This is a genomic window from Myxococcus hansupus (genome assembly GCF_000280925.3).
Classification (GTDB): Bacteria; Myxococcota; Myxococcia; order Myxococcales; family Myxococcaceae; genus Myxococcus; species Myxococcus hansupus.
Genome location: NZ_CP012109.1, coordinates 7,866,725 through 7,886,456 on the forward strand (window position 1 = coordinate 7,866,725; position 19,732 = coordinate 7,886,456).

Here is a 19,732-nt window from a genome sequence, read left to right on the forward strand (position 1 = left end):
TCTCAGCCGGCCTGCTGGGTGCCCTTCTTCTGGGCAGCGGCTGCCGCGGCCACCAGCCGGGGCAGGATGTTGTCAATCATGGCCTGGATGTCGTTGGCACCCTTGGACGACGGGTCCGCGACGAACACCGGCCGGCCCTCACTGGAGGCCTGCGCGAACTTGGTGCACTGCCGGATGATGGTGGGCAGCAGGAACTCCGGATAGTGCGTCTGGAGCGCCTCCAGGGCCTCCTTCGCCAGCTTGAAGGTGGCGTTGAAGGAGTTGACCACGATGAAGACGTGGTCGAGCACGTGGTTCAGGTCCTCCTCCAGGCTCTGCACCGTTTCGAACAGCAGCTTGAGGCCGTGGAAGGACAGGAAGTCCGCGAGCACGGGGACGAACAGGTCGTTCGCCGCCATCAGCGCGTTGAGGTTGAGCAGGCCGAAGGACGGAGGCGCGTCGAAGACGACGACGTCGTACTGGGCCTCCACGTCCTTGAGGGCGTTGCGCAGCTTGAACTCGCGGCCGGCCATGGGCATCAGCGCGAGGTCCACCGTGGACATGGTCAGGTTGGACGGGACGAAGTCCAGGTTGGGCAGCGAGGACTTCTGGATGACCTTGGCCAGGGGCGTCTTGCGGACGAGGACGTCCAGGAGGGTCTTCTCGAAGTCCTCACCCTCGTAGCCCAGGCACTTGGTGGCGTGGCCCTGGCTGTCGAGGTCGATGAGGAGCACCGCGTAGCCCAGCTCCGCGAGGCGCCACGCGTAGGACGTGGACAGCGACGTCTTGCCGGTGCCGCCCTTGAAGTTGAGAAAGAGCTGACGCCGGTGGCCCAGGCGCGCCGGGAACCGGTCGAGCGTGGTGCGCAGTTCCCAGATGTCGTCCGGCGTGTAGGCGTCCTTCCGCGATTCCTCCGGAATCTGCTTCGGGGACACGCCGAGCATCTCGGCGACCTGCTTGGAGCTGTACGTCGGCGCTTCCATGGACGACCCTTCAAAAGACGTGCGGGACGGCTACCTTGCCTCAAGCGGCGAAGTATTTGTGCCCCCTTCGAATCACCGCTCCCCGTGCGGACAACAGGGTGAGCGCCTCCTGGGCGAGCTCCGAGGGGGCCGAGAGCGCGACTGCCAGCTCGACGAGCGAGCGGCCACGCACGGCCATGCGGACCTCGGTCAGCATCTGGGTGCAGAGTGCTTCCACGGGGGACACGCTGGAGCGCGCGGGTGCCGGACGGGCGGGCTCGGGGGCGCGGGGCGCGGGGGTGGACTGGCCCGGCACGGCGCCCATGGCGACGAGGGCCGCCTGGACGGGAGACAGTCGAGCAGAAGGCGCGGGCGCCGGGGCTCGAGGTGCCGGCGTGGGGCCTGGAGCCTTGGCGGCGACCTGGGCCTGGGGCGGATTCCCCGGGGTGGCCGGGCGCTGCGCGGGTGCGGGGGCGCCGGCAGTGCGCGCCGGTGCACCGGGCCCAGCGACAGAGGGGCCACCCTGGGCCGAGCCCGGCGTGGACGCGGGGGCGCCGCGAGCGGAACTCGCGTTGGCGGGTGCCACGGCTCCAGGTACGGGGGTCCCGCCGGAGCCGGTCCGCGCAGGCGTCGAGGACGGCCCGCCCGTAACCTGCGGCGGGGAGGCAGCGCCCTGCGTGGCCGCGGCAGCACCAGCGCCGTGAGGCACGTTGCTCGGAGCAGCCCGAGCCTGCGTCACAGCGCCTGCGCCGTTCTGGGGGGCACGCGCCTGCGACATAGGCGCCGCGCCTTGCACCCCACCAGCCTGAGCGACGTGACCGTGAGATGCGGGCACAGCGCCGTTCTGAGGGGCACGTGCCTGCGACATAGGCGCCGCGCCTTGCACCCCACCAGCCTGAGCGACGTGACCGTGAGATGCGGGCACAGCGCCTTGCACAGCGCCGTTCTGAGGGGCACGCGCCTGAGCCACGGGCGCCGCGCCTTGCACTCCACCAGTCTGAGCAACATGCCCGTGCGACGTGGCCACCGCGCCTTGAATTCCACCGGCCTGAAGCGCACGTGCCTGAGGCGCCGTCACCGCGCCAGGAACCACACCGCCGGGCGCGTTCAGCGCCTGCGCGGACACCGGCGCACCAATCGCCGCCTGGCGGACCCCTGCGCCCACGGCCGCGACGGCATACGCGGGCTGTTCCACCACCGCCTGGACGTGAACCGCCTCCGGCGCCACGGCAACCACCGGTGCCACGGCCTGCGTCACCGCTCGGGGCTCCTCCAGCCGCGCTCGCACGGGCTTCACGGGCAGCGTCGCCAGCCGGCGAATCTCCCGGCGGCGGTGCGTGTCGTCCAGGGACACCACGGCGGAGACATCCTGCCCCAGGATGCGCGACAGGCTCTGCGCCGCGGCCTTGCGCACGCGCACCTCCCGGTCACCCAGCGCCCCCAGCAGCAACGTGCGCGCGCTCTCTCCACTGCCCGCGCCCAGCGCCAGCGCCGCGAGGGCGCGCGCTTCCGGGTCCGCGTCGTGGATGGCCTCTTCACCCAGCCGCCGCGCCGTCTCGCCTTCCAGCCCCAGCGCCAGCAGCGACGCCCGGCGCCGCACCGAACGGTCCGAGTCCTTCATCGCCTGCGCCAGATGCGGCGCCGCGTCCTTCGGCGCCAGCGTCAGCAGCGCCTTGAGCGCCGCGATGCGAACCTCGGGCACCGGCGACGCCAGCAGCGGCGACACCACCGAAGCGCCCTCTTCCTGGCACAGCGACGCGAACGCCTGGAGCAGCGCCACCTGCGCCGTCGGGTCCGTCTCCGCGTGCAGCGCCGACGCCAGCGCGGGCGCCGCGGCTGACTGCGACAACGCCTTCAGCCGCTCCGCCGCGCGCACCCGGGCCGCCGAGTCCTGCGCCGACAGCTCGCGGATGGAGAACCCGAAGAGCGTCTCATCGGTCCCCCCGCCAAACCCCGCGTGCGAGGACAGCTCCGCATGCTGCGCCGCGCTCACGCCCAGCCGGCCCGCCTGGAGGAACCGCTGCGCCTCGCGCGCCACCGGCGACAGGCCGTCCCCGTCGACAGTCGGCGCCACGGGCGGCTCGCTCACCGGCGCGGGCGTCATCAGCGTCGCCGGGGCGACCGTCTCCCGCAGCGCCACCGACGAGCCGCGCGTGGGGACCACGAGCCCGCGCGCGACCGGCCCGTTCTCACCGCGCAGGATGACCTCGCTGCGGAGCTGCGAGATGAACGAAGCCAGGTCCAACCCCAGGTCGTCGTCCTCGTCGTCCCGCTCCTGGGCGGTCGCACGGATGCGGCCGACGTCCAGGAGCTTGTCCATCATCTGGTTCCGCTCGGCGCGCATGACCTGGTTGAGCCGGTTGAGCTCCTCGCGCTCCGCCTGGAGGCGGCCCACGCGGACTTCCAGCTCCGCCACCTCACGGCGTAGGCCCAGCTCGCGCTGATGCGTCTCCGCCACCTCGCGCTTGAGGTGCTCCATCTCCTCGCGTGTCGAAGCCAGCTCGCTGTGGAGCTGTTGGGCACGCGCCTCGAAGTAGACGATCTTTTCGAGTGCGCTCTTGAGCAGCGCGTCCGGACGCTCGTCGCTCACGACCTCAACAGCCTCCCCGCGAGGCACGCGGCGCGGCCTGCGGATCCGAGTCACCGGGGGTTTGTTCCGGATTCCCGGTACCTACCGGGGCGCCCACCCTACGTCAGACGTCCTCATTTCGTAAACCACGGAAACACCAAGGCTTTTTCCAACCCGTCCCGGCCCGCCATTGACAACGTCGCCCGGGCCGAATTTTCGGCTTCCGCGCGATTCCGAGGCGGCTCGCGGACACATGTGTCGCGGGGGGTTGAAGCGCACGATTCCGGACGCTCCAACAGGCCCTCCCGGAAGCCCCGGAATGTCAGACCCCGCTCGTAATCTGTGTTCCACGAGGCACCCAACGGACGTCACTTCTCCCCGGAGCCTCTCCGCCTCGATGCGGGGGGACGAAGCCCTCTTTTCGACAGGTTTCCCGCACGCCATGGAACAACGACTGGCAACCCTCATTGGAAACGCGGTCCGCGCGGCGCGACAACGGTTGGAGCTGACACAGGCCGACGTGGCCGAGCGCGTTGGCATCGCCACCGAGGTGTATGGCCGCCTGGAGCGTGGTCACATGCTCCCCAGCGTCCGCACGCTGCGCAAGCTCTGCCTGGTGCTCAACTGCTCGTCCGACGTGCTGCTCGGCATGGCCGGCGCGGGCATCGAAGGCGCGCCTTCGCTCGCGGAGGACCCCCCGGAATACCGCGAGCGCCCTGAAGTCCGCCGCCTGCTGCGCACGGTGCGAAAGCTCGACGCACCGCGCCTGCGCCTGCTCGGACAGGTAGCGCACGCGCTCGAGACGTAGCGAGCCGAAGCGGACCCGGTCAGGGGCCGTAGACACCCTGGCCGGGACGTGAGGGGTGGGGAGGGACGGACGGATTGCGCCCTGGCGCAAGCGCTTGGCGCGTGGAGTGAAGCAGCCGCGACGAGGGGGGCGTACTGAATGCTTCATGACCCCCGTCCGCCCCTCCCCCCCTTCCGCCGACCTGCCGCAGCTCGCGGTGCATGCGCTGTGGTGGTGCTGGTTCCCGGCGTTCATCCTGAGCTGGGACGCGCTGCCCACCGAGGGGCGGTGGGGCATGTGCGTGCTGGGTTGGGCGATTGGCTTCTGGAACTACGCCGTCCTGCACAACCACATGCATCTGGCCATCGTCCGGCCCCGGCTGGGGAACTGGGTGGTGTCCCGGACGCTGGGCATGGCGTGTGGGTTCCCCTTCCGCGGCTATTACATCCACCACCTCAACCACCACCGCTTCGACGACGGACCCGGGGATTGGGGCCGCCGCCGCCCCGGTGAGCGGGTGTTCCGCTACTGCCTGCGCTCGGCGCTGACGCCGTGGCTGTGGCCGTACGAGACGCTGGGCCATGTCTGGCGCTGGGCCAAGAAGAAGAACCAGCGGCTGGAGCTGGCGGTGGACTTCCTGCTGGTGGACGGCCTGCTGCTGGCGATGGTGGTGTGGAAGCCCGCGCTGGGACTGGCCTGGTGGGCGGTTTTGCTGGTGACGCAATTCTGCATCCACTGGCTCAACCTGGCGGCCCACTTCGAAACCAACTCGGAGAAGAAGGACTCCCTGGGGACCACGTCCTACTCGGCCTTCTACAACCGTTGGTTCTTCAACGCGGGCTATCATCAGGCCCACCACCTGAAGCCCCAGGTGCCCTGGTACGAGCTCCCGGCCCTCACGGAGAAGCTCGCCGGCACGGCCAGGGTGCGTCCGGAGCTGACAACCGAGCTTTCTCCCATCAATCCGTTGTGGGTCGCCCGGGTGGCGAAGCGCTATTCTGCCAAGCCGTGCGATCGGCAGACGGAGTCGAAGATTACCTCCGGGACCCCTACGGCCGTTATCTAGCCGGGGAGAGCTTCCTCCACTGGTACGCCTCGGCGGACCTGTGCGGCTTCGTCATCTGGGGCCGCCCCGGAGAGGCCCAGGTGCGCCGGCTCGTCCAGGTGCTGGACGTGGAGCTCGCTCCCGCCAGGCCCCATGCCTCGCTGGTGGACGCGCGCAGGCTGGAGGCCGCCGACCCCATGGCCTTCGCGGCCCTGGTCAAATACATGCAGCCCCGGGAGAAGGCCTTCAGCACGTCGGTGCTGAAACAGGCGCTGGTGCGTCCCGAAGGCGTGGTGGGCGCGGTGGTGGGCGGCTTCTACACGCTGCTGTCCGGGGCCTACCCCAGCCGCGCCTTCACCGGGCCTGACGCGGCGTTGCAGTGGCTGGGGCAACCGGAGGCGGAGGCCGCGGCGCTGCTGGCGGAGCTCAACGGCCTGGTCGCGGAGGCCACCGGGCAGTCGCCGCTGCTGCGCGAGCTGCACCAGGTGATGCGCGCGAAGCTGCCGGAGGTGAACCTGTCGGACGTGGCCCGCGAGATGGGCATGTCCGAGCGGACGTTGCAGCGGCGCCTCAAAGAGGCCGACACGTCCTTCCAGGCGGAGCTGAACTCGGTGCAGGTGCGCATGGCGCAGACGCTGCTCCGCGAGTCGAACATGAAGCTCACCGCGGTGGCGGTGGAGGTGGGCTGCGCGTCGCTCCAGCACTTCAGCAGCCTCTTCCGCAAGCTGGTGGGAGAGTCCCCCAGCGCCTGGCGCGACCGGCAGCAGCAGGGCGGTGGCGCCCCCGCGTCACGCGCCGCCTCCGAGGAAGAGGTGGCCGCCCCGCCCGCGGAGGCCACCGCGCCGGTGAGCCGCCCGCCCGAGGTGCCCGAATAACCTACCCACACCGACGTGGGCAGGGAGCGAGGAAGCCGTTGGCATCCAGAAATCCGAGCCAGCCACCACAGGCACTCAACATTCCCATACAGCGCCTAGCCCGAGGCGCGTCGCCTGGGGGTGCCGTACAAGTGTTTGACGGACCGGTAACGTCCCCCCACGTCGCTGAGAAGTCCCAGGATTTCTGTTCTCAGGGAGATTCCTCACAGGCCTCCCTGGTTTGACAATAATTATCTCACGACACTACAAACTCTCATCACGACGCCCACCGCAACGGCCCTTCCGGTGGCCTCGGAGCCGCCTCCCTTGACGCCCGGTCAATTACAGACAGCGCTGACGGACGCCATTCACCTGGCGCGACAGGTGGACCTGCGCCGGTGCGAGGAGCAGGAGACGCCGCACCTGCTCCAGGAGACAGTCCCCGCGCTGCGGCAGGTGCTCCAGACGGGGGCCCAGGCGCTGGGCGCGGTCTGCGCCCACTACGAGTCGGAGGAGAACACCGACGCTGGCGCTGGCGAGGCGAGGCAGCGCATCGCGGACCTGGCCTTCGTCGCGCGGCTGGACCTGGGCGAGCGGCTGGAGCGCCTGAGCGCGATGACGGCGGCCGAGGCCCCGTGGAGCGTCATCGCCACGTGTGGGAGCGCGCGGCGGCGGCTGTTCAAGTGCGCGGCGGCGGTGGAGCGCGCCCTGTGCGAGCTGGAGGGCCTGTCCCCGAAGCTGGAGGGACTGCTCACCCAGGAGCTGAAGCGCTCGCTGAAGGTCCGGCAGGCCTACGTGCTGTTCCGCCGGGGGCTGCTGACGCGCACGGAGCCGACGGCCGCGTTTATGGCGCCCGTGCTGCGCCGCGCCGCGATGTGCTTCTCCGAGCTGACGGGCAAGGACGTCTACGAGGACCTGCGAATCGAGGACCGCACCGAGCTGCGGCGGCTGCAGGCGGCGGTGCTCGCGTGGCTGCGGGGCCAGGACGGCCATGCCTTCGATTCCGGCCGGCGGCTGTGGCAGGACATCGCGGTGTTCGCCGAGCTGCTGACGCAGGTGAACCTCCGCCCCGAGCTGCGTGAACACGACGGCGCGCTGCTGGAAGCGCTGCTGCGGCGGATGGAACGCGACGCCACGCTGAGCCCCGAAACACTGGCAGAGCTCGCGCGTCCGCTGCTGGGCGTGGATGACATGCTCGATGACTGCATCGAGAACCCCACCGCCGTGGAGCGCACGGAGTGGCGGGAGACGCTGGAGCGACTGGCTCCGAATCTCCTGGGAGGACACGCCAGCCCGCCTCCGCCCGGCTCCGACACGCTGTTCGCCGACCGCTGAACGCCGTCCCCCTGGCCTCGAAAGGAGCGCCGCGCCGTGATTCAAGCCAGGAATCTGGGCGCCGGCTATGGGCCCCGGGCGGTGTTGGCGAAGCTCTCCTTCGGCCTGCCCTGGCGAAGAACCAGCGTGGTGCTGGGCCCGGGTGGCAGTGGCAAGAGCACCCTGCTGCGCGCGCTGGTCAACGGCCGCAGTGGTGACGGCGCGGACTTCTGGGTGCGAGGGGAGCTGGCCCTCCCCGTCTCGGCGCAAGCGGTGGTGCCACAATCGCGGCCCTCGGAGCACCGCTGTCTGGGCGAGCTGCTCGGCGACGACGCGCGGCGAACGCTGGAGTCCGTCTGGGCCTGCGCGCCCGCGGCGGCGGCACGGCTGGACCGGCTGCGCGAGCGGCCCGTGACGCTGCTGCCCGAAGGCCTGTGGCGACTGGCCCTGCTCACGGTCGCCGTCGCCAGCCGGGCGCCGCTGGTGCTGCTGGACGAACCCGAGGTGGGACTCACGGGAGATGGGGTCCGGTGGCTCGCGCGCCGGCTGCTGATGCTGCGCGCCGAGCGCACCGTGGTGCTCGTCACCCAGCACCTCCCCCTGGCGCGCATGGTGGCGGACCACGTGTTGCTCATCGACGACGGTGTCCTCGTGGAAGAGGCCTCGCCCCGGGACTTCTTCGACGAGCCCGCCACCTCCCGCCGCGCGGGGTGACGTCAGGCGGCGGGGAGGGGCGCCGGCCGCAGGTTGAGCACGAAGCGGACGCCGCCCTCGGGAGGGTTCTCCGCCGACAGGGTGCCGCCCACGCGCTCCACCTGGTCGCGGCACACCGACAGCGCCAGCCCGGCGGCCTTGGCGCGGGAGAACGTGAAGAAGGGCTCGAAGAGGCGCGGCAGCACGGCCTCGGGGAAGCCCGGACCGTTGTCCTCCACCTCCAGCCGCACGCCGTCCTGGGACGCGTGCGCGCGAAGGACGATGCGGCCCGGGCGGCGGGGCTGCGCGGCATCCACCGCCTGCGCCGCGTTGACGAGCAGCTTCACCAGCACCTCCACCAGCCGCCCCAGGCCCATGCGCACGCGCGGCAGGTCCGGCGCCACGTCCTCCACCAGCTCGCTCAGGCCTCGCAGCTCCGCGGACGCCAGCCAGCGCGCCTTCGCCAGCGCCTCCGCCACCGCGCAGGCATCGTCGTCCTGCGCGTTGGTGCGCGAGAAGTGGCGAAGCTCCGTGACGATGTGCTGGATGCGCAGCACGCCCTGCTGCGTCTCGTCCACCACACGCCGCAAGTCCTCCAGGTCCGGCGTGGGCTCGCGCAGCTCCTCCTCGATGTAGCCCAGGTTGGCCTTCACGTAGGACAGCGGGTTGTTCACCTGATGCGCCACGCCCGCCGCGAGCTGCCCCACCAGGGCCAGCCGCGCCATCTCCGCGCGGTGGAGGTCCGCCTGGGCGCGCAGGCGCTCGCTCTCCGCCAGCCGCTCCAGCGCCACCAGCCGCTCCTGGTCCGCCGCGCGCTCCGCGTCTCGCAGCCGGCGGAACGTCTGCGAGCCGAGCACGGACACCCACGCGACGAACACGAAGGACAGGCCCTGCGACACCGTCGCCTGCCACGTCGCGCCCGACGCCCAGCTCACCCACAACAGACACACCAGCGTCAGGACACACGCCACCTGCGTCGGCCGCCGATGCCCCGGGGTGAAGACACAGATGATGAGCGGCACCGCGTACAGCGAGGGGAAGAAGGGGCTGACGATTCCGCCGGTGAACTGGATGTCCAGCGTGAGCCCGGCGAGGCTGACGACGGCCGCCGCCATGCCGATGTTCCGGGGCGACCACCAGCCCGCCCCCACCGCGATGCCGAGGAAGATGAACGCGGCGCACCAGCCCAGGTGAACCCAGTACATCTCCGGGACGACGCGGCCGAGCGTCAGCGGCTGCATGACGAGCGACAGCGCGAGCACCACCGCACACAGGATGAAGTTGCGGCGCCGCAGTTGGAGTTGCGACTCCAGCTCGGGAGGCGAGGTGGCGGAGAGCGTGGCCGGGCGCACGAGGGGCTTCCTGTGACGAGAAGTGAGGCGCGCGTGAGACAGCCCGACGGTACAGCGGTCCGGCGGTGATTTCAGCCCACGTGCCGTGTGGCCGCGCACGCACCCTCGCCCCACGGCAGGTCAGCGACTTGGGCGGCTGGCGCCACGCTGAAGTCGGCGGGCCTTGCCCAACCGCGCGGTCCCCGCTCGCGAGCGTCGTGGCTCCGGCGCCCGCTTGCCCGCGGGGAGAATCGGGTCGGGGCAGACCCCACGCAGCTTGCAGGCCTTGCACTCCGCGCCGCTCCACACCGCCTCGTAGAGCGCCGTCACCCGGTCGATGACGTCGAAGTCCTCGGTGACGAAGCCCAGCTCGAAGTTGCGCGCGGAGTCCCCCTTCGCGCCCAGCCCCGCGCCCGTGAGATTCGCGCTGCCCAGGTAGGCCCAGGCCCCGTCCACCACCACCGCCTTGAAGTGCACGCGCGGGCAGACCTTGAGCGACAGGCCGCCCTCCACCAGCCGCGAGCGGGCATCGAAGGCCGCGCGGAAGGGACGGCTCGGCAGCTCCGCGTGCAACAGCCGCAGCGACACGCCCCGCGCCGCCAGCGTGTCCAACACGTCCACCAGCGGCACGAAGCGACCACCGTGCTCCACGAACATCGCCTTCACGTTGGCGGTGGCCATCCACACCGACTCACGGGCGTGGAGCAGCTTCTCCAGCACCACCTCCCGGTACAGCGCGCTGCCCGACAGGAGCTCCGCCTCGATGGGACGCATGGTACACACTCCATCACACACATCCCCACCCAGCCATCTATTCAACAAATGACCTTGAGTCACTTGACGGATGACCCGGGGTCATCTACCTCTGCGTCATGGTCAGCAACCCGGCGGAGAAGGCAAAGCGGGCCCTGCCCCAGCGGGCACGGAAGGACGAGGACAAGGAAGCGCGGCGGCGGCTCATCCTGGATGAGGCGCTGGCCCTGTATCAGGCGACGTCCTACGCCGACGTGAAGATGGCGGACGTGGCCGGCCGGGCGCTCCTGGCCAAGGGGACGGTGTTCCTCTACTTCCCCACGAAGGAAGCCCTGTTCCTGGCGTTGCTGGAGGACCTGCTCTTCGCGTGGTTCGACCGCCTGGAGTCGATGCTGGAGCCAGTCGAGTCCCCGTGGACGGGCCCCCGGCTGGCGCGCACCGTGGCCGAGTCGCTCGAGGGAGAGGAAACCCTGACGCGGTTGCTGGCGCTGCTGCAGACGGTGCTGGAGCAGAACGTGACGGCCGAGCAGCTCCGCCCCTTCAAGGAGCGGCTGATGGCCGCCCTGCTCCGCGGCGGCACGTTGGTGGAACAGCGGCTGCCCTTCATGAAGGAGGGCGACGGTCCGCGCTTCCTCCTCCACGTGCACGCGCTGGTGACGGGCCTGCGGCAGATGGCGGACCTGGCCCCGGTGGCGCGCGAGGTGCTGGAGCAGGTGCCCCACCTGGCCCTGCTGCGCGTGGACTTCACGGCCGAGCTGACCACCGCCCTCACCACCCTTCTTCGCGGGATGGAATCCCGCTGAATCCCTGCCCTGCCACACCCCAGGAGAACCCGATGCTCGAAGCCACCGCCGCCGTCGAGTCGCAGCCCTCCTCCGACCCCGCTCACATCCGCGCCGTGTTCGAAGCCCAGCGCGCGCACCGCTGGACGATGTCCCGCACCACCGCCGCCGAGCGCATCGCCCGGCTCAAGCGCCTGCGCGAGGCCATCATCACCCGCCGCAATGAGCTGGCGGACGCCATCCACGCGGACTTCCGCAAGCCCGCGGTGGAGGTGGAGCTGACGGAGCTGCACCCCACGCTGGAGGAGCTGAACCACACGGTGAAGCACCTCAAGGGGTGGATGAAGCCCTCGCGCGTGGGCACGCCGATGCTGCTGGCGGGCTCGTCCAGCTACGTGCGTTATGAGGCGCGCGGCACCGTGCTGCTGCTGGCGCCGTGGAACTACCCGTTCAACCTGGTGGTGTCGCCGCTCATCGCCGCCATCGCCGCGGGAAACACCGTGATGTGCAAGCCCAGCGAGAAGACGCCGAACACCTCGCGCTTCCTCGCGCGGCTGGTGAAGGACGTGTTCCCGGAGAACGAGGTGGCGCTGTTCGAGGGCGGCGCGGAGACGGCGGAGGCGCTGCTGGACCTGCCCTTCGACCACATCTTCTTCACCGGCAACACGCGCATTGGCCGCATCGTGATGGAGGCCGCGGCGAAGCACCTGGCCAGCGTGACGCTGGAGCTGGGTGGCAAGTCGCCCGTCATCATCGACGAGACGGCGGACATCGACGCCGCGGCGGAGCGCCTGTGCTGGGGCAAGTTCATCAACGGCGGCCAGACGTGCGTGGCGCCGGACCACGTGTTCGTGCACGCGTCGAAGGAGCGAGCGTTCCTGGACGCGATGAAGGCGGCCATCACCCGCTTCTACGGCGGCACGGAGCAGGAGCGGCAGGCGAGCCCTGACTTCACGCGGCTGGTGGACCCGGCGGCATGGCGGCGGGTGAAGGACCTGCTCGACCGCTCGGTGGCCGCGGGCGCGAAGGTGGAGGTGGGCGGGGAGGCGGACGGGCCCTCGCGCTACATCGCGCCCACCGTGCTCTCGGGCGTGACGACGGACAACCCGGTGATGGAGTCCGAAATCTTCGGGCCGCTGATGCCGGTGCTGACCTACCAGTCGCGGGAAGAGGTCTACGCGCACATCCGCTCGGGTGGGAAGCCGCTGGCCCTCTACGTCTTCAGCCAGGACAAGCGGACCGTGGACGACATCCTCCAGAACACCACCTCCGGCGGGACGCTGGTGAACAACGTCCTGGTGCACCTGGCCAATCCCAACCTGCCCTTCGGCGGCGTCGGCACGAGCGGCCTGGGGAATTACCACGGCCATTTCGGCTTCAAGACCTTCAGTCACGAGCGGGCGGTGATGGTCCAGTGGATGAAGTCGCTGGCTTCAGTGTTCTTCCCGCCGTACCGCGGGAAGATGCAGGAAATGGCCTCCCGCGCGACCCGGATGATGGAGTAGGCAACGAAAGCCGGGGCAGGCGGTGTTCTCATGAGGAGGACACCGCCAGAAGGAGCCAGGCGATGCGCGTGGTACGGCTGGAAGAAGAGCGGATGCCGGCGGGCTTGCAGGAGGCATTCGACCGCCTCCGGGCGAACCGCTGGGAGATGGCGCGTCGCGGCGTGAAGGAGCGCCTGGCCCGGCTGGAGACGCTCAAGGAGCAACTGGTCGCTCGCCGCGAGGCCCTGGCGGACGCGCTCTACGCCGACTTCCGCAAGCCGCGCGCCGAGGTGGAGGCCACCGAGGTCCTCCCCGTGCTGATGGAGCTGGCCTACATCCAGAAGCACCTCAAGTCGTGGATGAAGCCCCGCAAGGCCTCCACGCCGCTGCTCCTCACGGGCACCTCCAGCCACGTGCAGTACGAGCCCCGGGGCGTGGTGCTGGTACTGGCGCCGTGGAACTACCCGTTCCACCTGCTGATGTCGCCGCTGGTGGCCGCCGTCGCCGCGGGCAACACCGTGATGTGCAAGCCCAGCGAGAAGACGCCGAACACGGCGCGCTTCATCGCGGAGCTGCTGAAGGACGTGTTTCCGCCCGAGGAGGTCGCGCTGGTGGAGGGTGGCCCGGAGGTGGGCGAGGCGCTCTTGCGGCTGCCCTTCGACCACTTCTTCTTCACCGGCGGCTCCCGCGTGGGCCGGCGGGTGATGGAGGCCGCGGCGAAGCACCTGGCCAGCGTGACGTTGGAGCTGGGCGGCAAGTCGCCCGTCATCGTCGACGAGACGGCGGACGTGGACACCGCCGCCGAGCGCGTGGTGTGGGGCAAGTTCCTCAACGGCGGACAGACGTGCATCGCCCCGGACCACGTCTGGGTCCACGCGTCCAAGGAAGAGGCCCTGCTGGAGGCGATGAAGGCCGCCCTGGAGCGCTTCTACGGACGCACCGAGGAGGCCCGCCGCGCGAGCACGGACCTGTGCCGCATGGTGGATGACAGCGCCTTCATGCGGGTGCGCCGGTTGATGGACCGCACCGTAGAGGCCGGAGCGCGCGTGGTGACCGGCGGCGGGCTGGACGCGGATTCGCGCTACATCGCGCCCACGATTCTCGCGGACGTGACGCCGGACGCGCCCATCATGGACGAGGAGATTTTCGGACCGGTGCTTCCGGTGCTGCGCTTCGAGTCCCTCGACGACGTGCTGACGCAGCTTCGCGAGGGTGGCAAGCCCCTGGCGCTCTATGTGTTCAGCCAGCACGAGGCCACGGTGGAGCGGCTGCTGCGGGAGACACGCTCCGGCGGCGCGTGCGTCAACACGGTGGTGCTGCACAACGTGAATCCCAACCTGCCCTTCGGCGGCGTGGGCCAGAGCGGCGTGGGCGCCTACCACGGCGAGACAGGGTTTCGGACCTTCAGCCATGAGCGCGCGGTCCTGCGCCAGGGGCGCACGTCGCTGGTCCACCTGTTCTTCCCCCCGTACACGGGTAAAGCGCAGAAGCTGGCGCGGCTGGCGAGCCGCCTGTTCGAGTAAGGCGCCCGCGCTGTTCGGGCAGCGCCACTCTTTGAGAGCCTCGCTGTCTGGCGCCCGCCCCTGTTTCTCAGGATAACGGGGGCCATGGGAACGAACGGACGATGGCTCGTGGCACTGTGGCTGGGATTGGGGCTCGGCTTGGGGGCGTGCGACTCCGACGACCCGCCGGGCGAGGACGCCGGCGTGCCGGACGCGGGCAATGGTGACGCAGGAACGCCGGATGGCGGCGGCGAAGTGGAGCCAGACGCCGGGACGGAGCCCACCTCCGAGCAAGGTGACGGCGTCTCCCGCGAGACGACGACGGTCGAAGGCATCGCCGTGGACCGGTACACCTGGACGGACTCCCAGGGGCGTCCTCGCACGGTCTCACTCAAGCGTCAGTCTTCCGCGGGCAATGGCGGCTACGCCATCCACATGACCTACGACGTGCCCGAAGGCGCGGCGTGGCGCACGGTGTCGGTGACGGGCACGGCCGGCGGCGAGACGGGCTTCGGTTACTTCGTCGCGCATGAGCTGTACCGCACCTTCGACAACGGCACCTCGGGCACCATCGCGGGGAAGCATGGCGAGGATGACTCGCCGCTGGGGCTCGGCTTCCCGGTGGAGGCCACGCGCTCGGAGCTGACGGCGGCGTCCACCTCCGCCAGCCACACCTTCACGCTGCGCTATCCGAAGTGGGGCACGCGTGCGGCCATGGCGGATGTGACGGCGGCGACGGCGGCCGCGTCCTCAGCGCACCAGAAGTTCATGGTGCCGGTCAGCATCCGCTGGGTCTTCGAGAAGGGCACCGACTTCCCTCGCATCGACACCCGCATGGACCTGGGCGAGGCCACCGCGGGACAGCTCTCCTTCGACATGCGCGGACCCTACGGCGTCGTCGAGTTCGCGGACGCCAACGCCGGCGCGACGCTCAACAACGTGCAGTGGGGTGACTCGCGCCACCACTTCACCACGGGGGTGCAGGCCGCGGGCGCGCTGACGACCCAGGCGAACTGGACGTGGAACGAGCCCATCGGGAACACGCGCAAGTACCACGCGCTGCTCGCACGGCATCCCGCCACGGGCGTGCTGTACGAGCTGGGGCTCGTGGAGCTGAAGCTCGGCCAGGACACGGGGCTGGTGTATGGCGGCTACAGCCTCAACAACGGGACGACGCGGGCCGCCTCTGGCAATGCCCTGCTGGGCCCGGGCTTCGGCGCTGGGGAGTGGCCCTTCCAGTCCGCGCAGTACAGCGGGGTTTCGGCCGCGTCGCCGGTGACGGGGAAGAAGTTCGCCTGGGGCAGCAGCCCGTTCTACGGCTCCGCGATCGCGTCGGTGTACTTCAACAACGGCGTCTCCCTGCCCATCACCGCGTTCCCCGCGAGCCGCGCGCTCGTGTACCGCACCTGCCTGGTGCTCGGGGTGTCGACCTACACGGACGCGAATCCGAAGTCGCTCGCGCGGGTGACGGCGGAGAGCGGCGCGCCGAGCTGCGCGACGGCCTCCCCGCTCTGATTCACCCCGGGTGGATATGCATGGGAGGGGGTGGCCGTTCCCCTCCCTCCACGCGCAGAATCACGGAGGGCCGGCGCAATCACGCCGGCGCCCGTGCGTAGCTCTCTTGCTCGCCGCTTCCCGGTAGACCCTGTACGGCCGCCATGACCGACTCGTCTCACGCCCTCACAGCCGCGACCCGCGACGGGGGCTTCCTGTCGCGACTGCCCACGGTGCTGCAACCGCACCGGAGCCTGCTCACCTACTACTTGGTCAGCGCGCTGCTGGCCGGGCCCGGCTTCCCCATCCTGGGGCTCATCCGCTACTTCAAATACCAGACGCTGCGCTACACGCTGGACGCCGAGGGCATCACCGTCCGCTGGGGCATCTTCTTCCGGCGCGAGGTGTCCCTGACGTACGCACGCATCCAGGACATCCACCTGTCCAGCAACGTGGTGGAGCGCTGGCTCGGGCTCGCGCGGATTCAAATCCAGACGGCCAGCGGCAACGCGCAGGCGGAAATCACCATCGAGGGCATCCCCGACTACGGCGCCCTGCGGGACTTCCTCTATTCGAAGATGCGGGGGAGCCGGGAGCGCCACGCGCCCGCGAGCGACGCCGCGCAGGTCGCGGCCGCGGGTTCGGATGAGCTGGCGGCGACGCTCCGGGAGATTGCCTCGGAGGTGCGGGCGCTGCGGTTGAGCCTGGGCAGCGGGGAGAAGCAGGATGTCTGACGCCTCGCACGGCTGGCTCCTGCGCCTGTTGAAGGTGCCCCCCGCGCCCCACATCCCCGAGGGGGCGGCGGTTCGCGTCTTCCGCTCCGCGCCGTCCCACCGCCACCTCCAACTGCTCCGCTGGGGCCTGCGGCAGTTCGGCGTCATCGTGGGTCTGCTCTTCACGTGGATCGCGGTGAAGAACCGGTTCGTCCCGCACATCCCCTACCAATACGCGGACACGGTCTTCTTCGTCGTCGAGCTGTTTGCGTGGCTCGCGTTCGCGGTGCAGGTCCCCATCACCTTCCTGGTGGCGTGGCTCGACTACGAGTACCGCTGGTACATCCTCTCCGACCGGAGCCTGCGCATCCGGGAAGGGCTCGTCTCGCTTCAGGAGAAGACGATGACCTTCGCGAACATCCAGCAGGTCTCCATCCGGCAGAACCCGCTCCAGCGGCTGTTCGGCATCTCCGACGTGAAGGTGGAGACGGCGGGTGGCGGCGGAAGCAGCGGCCCCAAGGACGTGGACGCAGCGGCCCACGAAGGGCTGCACGAGGCCCACTTCCGGGGCGTGGACAATCCGGAGGAGATTCGCGACGTCATCATGGCGCGGGTGCGCATGCACCGGGACGCCGGACTGGGCGAGCCGCTGCATCCCGAGCCGGCCCTGCCGCTCTCCACGGCGCCCTCGGCCGAGACGCTCGGCGCGGCGAAGGAGCTGCTGGGGGAGATGCGGGCGCTCCGGAGCGCCCTGGCGGCGAAGGGCCGCGTGGAGCCCTGAGCACACGCGGCGCCGACGCCCCGCATCGACGTTCCCGCAGAGACACCGCTCGGCGGGACACGCGCGGCGCCAACGCCCTGCATCGACATTCCCGCGGAGACACCGCTCGGCGGGGCACGCGCGGCGCCAACGCCCTGCATCGACGTACCCACTGGGCGGCCTCCCGCCCGGCGGGCACAGGCGGCGGGCCGATGCGGGGCCAGCACCGCCACGAAGCGTACCGTGCCCGGCATACACCGGGCGCGGCGTCTCAGCTCCGCAGACCCGGCGCTTCCTGGCCGGTGCGCGCGACGTATTCGGTGTAGCCGCCGCCGTACTGGTGGATGCCCTCGGGCGTCAGCTCCAGCACGCGGTTGGACAGCGCGGCCAGGAAGTGACGGTCGTGCGAGACGAAGAGCATGGTCCCCTCGTAGCGGGACAGCGCCGTGATGAGCATCTCCTTCGTCGCCATGTCCAGGTGGTTGGTGGGCTCGTCCAGCACCAGGAAGTTCGGCGGGTCGAAGAGCATCTTCGCCATCACCAGACGGGCCTTCTCACCACCGGACAGCACGCGGCACTTCTTCTCCACCTCGTCACCGGAGAAGCCGAAGCAGCCGGCCAGCGCGCGCAGCGAGCCCTGTCCGGCGCGGGGGAACGCGTCCTCCAGCGCCTGGAACACCGTGCGCTCACCGTCCAGCAGGTCCATGGCGTGCTGCGCGAAGTAACCCATCTTCACGCTGCCACCCAGGGCCACGTTGCCCGTGTCCGGCTGCGTGGAGCCCGTCACCAACTTGAGCAGCGTGGACTTGCCGGCGCCGTTGACGCCCATGACGGCCCAGCGCTCCATGCGGCGCACCAGGAAGTCCAGCCCCTCGTAGATGGTCCGCGAGCCGTAGGCCTTGTGAACGCCCTTCAGGCTCACCACGTCGTCGCCCGACCGGGGCGCCGGCTGGAACTCGAAGAGCACCGTCTGGCGGCGCTTGGGCGGCTCCACGCGTTCAATCTTCTCCAGCTTCTTCACCCGGCTCTGCACCTGGGCGGCGTGCGAGGCGCGCGCCTTGAAGCGCTCGATGAACTTCAGCTCCTTGGCGAGCATGGCCTGCTGGCGCTCGAACTGCGCCTGCTGCTGCTTCTCGTTCATCGCCCGCTGCTGCTCGTAGAACTCGTAGTTGCCCGTGTACGTGGACAGCGAGCCGCCGTCGATTTCGACGACCTTGTTCACGATGCGGTTCATGAACTCGCGGTCGTGAGACGTCATCAGGAGCGCGCCGTCGTAGTTCTTGAGGAACTCCTCCAGCCAGATGAGGCTCTCGATGTCCAAGTGGTTGCTGGGCTCGTCGAGCAGCATCGAATCCGGGCGCATCAGGAGGATGCGGGCCAGGGCCACGCGCATCTTCCAACCGCCCGACAGCGCGCCCACGTCGCCGTCCATCATCTCCTGGGTGAAGCCCAGGCCCGCGAGAATCTCCCGCGCGCGGCCCTCCAGGGCGTAACCACCCAGCTCCTCGAAGCGACCCTGGACCAGGCCGTAGCGCTCCACGAGCTTGTCCATGTTGTCCGCCTGGTCCGGGTCGGCCATGGCGGCCTCCAGGTCCTTCAGCTCGGCGGCCACCACGCTCACGGGGCCCGCGCCATCCATGACCTCGGCGGCGGCGCTGCGGCCCTCCATCTCACCCACGTCCTGGCTGAAGTAGCCAATGGTGACGCCCCGGTCGACCGCGACCTGGCCTTCGTCGGGGTGCTCCTGGCCGGTGATCATCCGGAACAGCGTCGTCTTGCCGGCGCCGTTGGGACCGACGAGCCCGACCTTCTCCCCCTTGTGGAGTGCCGCGGAGGCCTCGATGAAGAGAATCTGCTGGCCGTTCTGCTTGCTGATGTTGTCGAGACGAATCATGTGCGTGCGGGGGGCCCGGAAGCGGGTGCGGCGCCCTTATGCCACGTAGCGCGCCCCGGGAAGAATGTTCCGAACCCCTGGAAAGTGACTTCTCTTGCACGGAAGCGGGCAGGCGGCGGGGCCCCCGGCCCCAGGCTGGAAGTGGGACCTGCCCCCACTCGGGCCGTGGCGTAGAGTCCGCCCGTGCTGACCGTCGACGCCCACCCCTCCCTGGACACCCTGGCCTTCACCACCACCTTCCCCGGTCCCCTGGGCACCCTGCCCTCCCCGGAGTGGCTGGTGGCCCTGCTGAAGCCCGGCGCCACGGCGCCCCTGTCCAGCGACGACACGGTGCGCGGCGCCATCCGGGACATGCTCCGCCACGGCGGCTACAAGCCCACCGGGCGCGGCAAGCCCGCGTCGGAGTACCTGGTGCGCGCGTCGGGGGACGGCTCGCTGGGCGCCATCAACCTCGCCGTGGATGTGTGCAACGCGGTGTCGCTGCACAGCGGCCTGCCCATCAGCGTGGTGGACCTGGACCGCGCCGCGGCGCCCTTCCGCGTCGGCGTGGCCTCCGAGGGCGCGCAGTACGTCTTCAACGCGTCCGGGCAGAGCATCGACCTGGCGGGCCTGCTGTGCCTCTTCGACGCGGAGGGGCCGTGCGCCAACGCCGTGAAGGACGCGCAGCGCACCAAGACGAACGCGGACACCCGCCGCACCCTCACGGTGCTCTGGGGGGCCAAGGCCCTGGGGGACCGCACCGCGCGCGCCTTCGGCTGGTACCGCGAGCTGCTGGAGCGGGCGGGGGCCACGGTGGAGCCCCTGCACTGACACGCT

At 70.3% G+C, this 19,732-nt stretch carries 17 protein-coding genes; 12 read left to right on the top strand and 5 right to left on the bottom strand.

Translation table 11 applies throughout. The features are described from left to right. Positions 1–2 precede the first annotated feature (2 nt). Positions 3–962 (bottom strand): ParA family protein, encoded by a 960-nt coding sequence (locus A176_RS30880; protein WP_002636020.1) that lies wholly within the window; start codon positions 960–962, stop codon positions 3–5. 40 nt (positions 963–1,002) lie between these two features. Then, the gene (locus A176_RS40325) at positions 1,003–3,531 is read right to left on the bottom strand and encodes a HEAT repeat domain-containing protein (RefSeq protein WP_002636021.1); all 2,529 of its coding nucleotides are present in this window, start codon (positions 3,529–3,531) and stop codon (positions 1,003–1,005) included. Positions 3,532–3,952: 421 nt separating this feature from the next. Here A176_RS40325 and A176_RS30890 point away from each other — a divergent pair, with 421 nt between their 5' ends. From A176_RS30890 to A176_RS30910, 5 genes are all read left to right on the top strand, one after another. Continuing rightward, complete coding sequence (locus tag A176_RS30890; protein WP_002636022.1) at positions 3,953–4,318, top strand: helix-turn-helix transcriptional regulator; 366 nt, start codon at positions 3,953–3,955, stop codon at positions 4,316–4,318. A gap of 145 nt (positions 4,319–4,463) precedes the next feature. Then, on the top strand, positions 4,464–5,363 hold the full coding sequence (locus A176_RS30895) for a fatty acid desaturase family protein (RefSeq protein WP_002636023.1): 900 nt from the start codon (positions 4,464–4,466) through the stop codon (positions 5,361–5,363). A gap of 80 nt (positions 5,364–5,443) precedes the next feature. Further along, positions 5,444–6,217 carry a helix-turn-helix transcriptional regulator gene (locus A176_RS30900; protein WP_002636024.1) on the top strand — a complete coding sequence of 258 codons (774 nt, stop codon included), beginning with the start codon at positions 5,444–5,446 and terminating at the stop codon, positions 6,215–6,217. A 306-nt stretch (positions 6,218–6,523) separates the two neighbouring features. Then, positions 6,524–7,531, top strand: coding sequence for a hypothetical protein (locus A176_RS30905; protein WP_002636025.1), 1,008 nt, complete (start codon positions 6,524–6,526; stop codon positions 7,529–7,531). A gap of 36 nt (positions 7,532–7,567) precedes the next feature. Further along, on the top strand, positions 7,568–8,224 hold the full coding sequence (locus A176_RS30910; RefSeq protein ID WP_002636026.1) for an ATP-binding cassette domain-containing protein: 657 nt from the start codon (positions 7,568–7,570) through the stop codon (positions 8,222–8,224). Positions 8,225–8,226: 2 nt separating this feature from the next. On the opposite strand, the gene A176_RS30915 is transcribed toward A176_RS30910, so the two are convergent. Both A176_RS30915 and A176_RS30920 read right to left on the bottom strand, forming a co-directional pair. Then, on the bottom strand, positions 8,227–9,555 hold the full coding sequence (locus tag A176_RS30915; protein ID WP_002636027.1) for a sensor histidine kinase: 1,329 nt from the start codon (positions 9,553–9,555) through the stop codon (positions 8,227–8,229). A gap of 120 nt (positions 9,556–9,675) precedes the next feature. Next, complete coding sequence (locus A176_RS30920; protein ID WP_002636028.1) at positions 9,676–10,308, bottom strand: phospholipase D-like domain-containing protein; 633 nt, start codon at positions 10,306–10,308, stop codon at positions 9,676–9,678. A gap of 98 nt (positions 10,309–10,406) precedes the next feature. Here A176_RS30920 and A176_RS30925 point away from each other — a divergent pair, with 98 nt between their 5' ends. The 6 genes from A176_RS30925 to A176_RS30950 all read left to right on the top strand — a co-directional run bounded on the left by A176_RS30925 (position 10,407) and on the right by A176_RS30950 (position 17,043). Continuing rightward, the gene (locus tag A176_RS30925; protein ID WP_002636029.1) at positions 10,407–11,090 is read left to right on the top strand and encodes a TetR/AcrR family transcriptional regulator; all 684 of its coding nucleotides are present in this window, start codon (positions 10,407–10,409) and stop codon (positions 11,088–11,090) included. Positions 11,091–11,122: 32 nt separating this feature from the next. Then, positions 11,123–12,574 (top strand): aldehyde dehydrogenase family protein, encoded by a 1,452-nt coding sequence (locus A176_RS30930; protein WP_002636030.1) that lies wholly within the window; start codon positions 11,123–11,125, stop codon positions 12,572–12,574. Positions 12,575–12,636: 62 nt separating this feature from the next. After that, positions 12,637–14,076, top strand: coding sequence for an aldehyde dehydrogenase family protein (locus A176_RS30935; protein WP_002636031.1), 1,440 nt, complete (start codon positions 12,637–12,639; stop codon positions 14,074–14,076). A gap of 84 nt (positions 14,077–14,160) precedes the next feature. After that, positions 14,161–15,570 (top strand): hypothetical protein, encoded by a 1,410-nt coding sequence (locus A176_RS30940; RefSeq protein WP_002636032.1) that lies wholly within the window; start codon positions 14,161–14,163, stop codon positions 15,568–15,570. A gap of 143 nt (positions 15,571–15,713) precedes the next feature. After that, a complete protein-coding gene (locus A176_RS30945) occupies positions 15,714–16,283 on the top strand; it encodes a PH domain-containing protein (RefSeq protein ID WP_044890360.1) in 570 nt (189 codons plus the stop codon). Then, on the top strand, positions 16,276–17,043 hold the full coding sequence (locus tag A176_RS30950; protein WP_002636034.1) for a PH domain-containing protein: 768 nt from the start codon (positions 16,276–16,278) through the stop codon (positions 17,041–17,043). The genes A176_RS30945 and A176_RS30950 overlap by 8 nt, the downstream gene beginning before the upstream one ends. Before the next feature lie 250 nt (positions 17,044–17,293). Here the strand turns inward: A176_RS30950 and A176_RS30955 are convergent, their stop codons facing one another. Continuing rightward, positions 17,294–18,916: an ABC-F family ATP-binding cassette domain-containing protein gene (locus tag A176_RS30955; RefSeq protein ID WP_002636035.1), complete on the bottom strand. Its 1,623-nt coding sequence runs from the start codon at positions 18,914–18,916 to the stop codon at positions 17,294–17,296. A 183-nt stretch (positions 18,917–19,099) separates the two neighbouring features. Here A176_RS30955 and A176_RS30960 point away from each other — a divergent pair, with 183 nt between their 5' ends. Next, a complete protein-coding gene (locus tag A176_RS30960) occupies positions 19,100–19,726 on the top strand; it encodes a phenylalanine--tRNA ligase beta subunit-related protein (protein ID WP_002636037.1) in 627 nt (208 codons plus the stop codon). The last annotated feature ends 6 nt before the right edge of the window (positions 19,727–19,732 follow it).